Source organism: Candidatus Symbiopectobacterium sp. NZEC135 (assembly GCF_025962695.1).
Genome location: NZ_JAGFPF010000478.1, coordinates 1 through 1,335, shown reverse-complemented (window position 1 = coordinate 1,335; position 1,335 = coordinate 1). Strand labels below are relative to the sequence as shown.

The window sequence follows — 1,335 nt, the reverse complement described above, 5'->3', positions numbered from 1 at the left end:
CTGCGCCCATTATCGCGTGATTTGTGGGCAAGAATGCGCAACACCTGCGCTGGCGTTTCGCCGTTGGCGAGACGTTCCGCGTAGACATTCAGGCTTTCGATATCGCGATAGTGCTCAAGGGTGTTATAACCGGGGTTGGTCATGCCGATCTCTTCCCCCTGATAAATATAGGGGGTGCCCTGCATACCGTGCAGCACCATCGCCAGCATTTTGGCCGACGGAGTGCGATAGTCGCCCTCATCGCCAAAACGAGAAATGATGCGTGGCTGATCGTGATTACACCAGAACAGCGCACTCCACGCTTTATTATGCATACCGCGCTGCCAGCGATTGAACAGTGCCTTTAACTGAACAAAATCGGGGGCTGCCAACGTCCATTTTTCCCCACCGGGGTAATCCACCTTTAAATGATGGAAGTTGAACGTCATCGACAGCGCATTGCCCGACAGCGGCGCATAGTGCAGGCACTGTTCAAGGGTGGTCGAGGACATTTCACCGACAGTCATTAGCCCGCGCGGTGAAAATACGGCGCGGTTGAATTCATGGAGAAACTCCACCATGCGTGGCCCATCAGTGTAATAACGTCGGCCGTCCCCTTCGCTGTCTGAAGGGAAGTCCTGCTGTTTTGACACCAGATTGATCACATCCAGACGCAGGCCATCCACCCCTTTGTCAGCCCAAAAGTGGCATACCGCCTGCAACGCCTCACGCACCGGCGCGTGCTCCCAGTTCAAATCTGCCTGTTCTGGTGCGAACAGGTGCAGGTAATGTTGCTGGCTGGGGGCGTGCCACTGCCAGGCGCTGCCGCCGAATTTTGAACGCCAGTTGTTGGGCGGCGTGGTTTCTGTTCCCGCGCGCCAGCAGTAAAAAGCGCGATAGTCGCTGTCGGGCGTTTGGGCCTGCACAAACCAGGGATGCTGGCTAGAGGTATGGTTAAACACCATATCCATAATGATGCGTATGCCGCGCCCGTGCGCTTGCGCGATCAGCGCTTCCATATCGTCCATCGTGCCATAGGCGGGGTCGATGTCGCAGTAGTCGGCAACGTCGTAGCCATTATCCACCTGCGGCGAGGGATATACTGGCGTAAGCCACAGCGCATCGACGCCTAACTGTTGCAGATACGCCAGGCGCGAAATGATGCCTTGCAGATCGCCAGTGCCAGAACCGGTGCTGTCCTGAAAACTTTTGGGATAGATTTGATAGATGACGCCCGTGCGCCACCAGGGAAGCGGTGCTGTCATGCCATTGCCTGTTTATGCTTTATTTATACGCTAGTTATAGGACGCAATTACCCATTGGGCAATGCGCCCAGCCGTTGTTTCCGACGGTACA

Annotated in this window: 1 protein-coding gene; it reads right to left on the bottom strand. The window is 55.7% G+C overall.

Annotated features, from left to right (window positions below; all coding sequences use genetic code 11):
- Window positions 1-1,244, bottom strand: a 1,244-nt coding sequence (locus tag J5224_RS28055) for an alpha,alpha-phosphotrehalase (protein ID WP_264628396.1), incomplete at its 3' end; no start/stop codon positions are given.
- Between the last annotated feature and the right edge of the window lie 91 nt (window positions 1,245-1,335).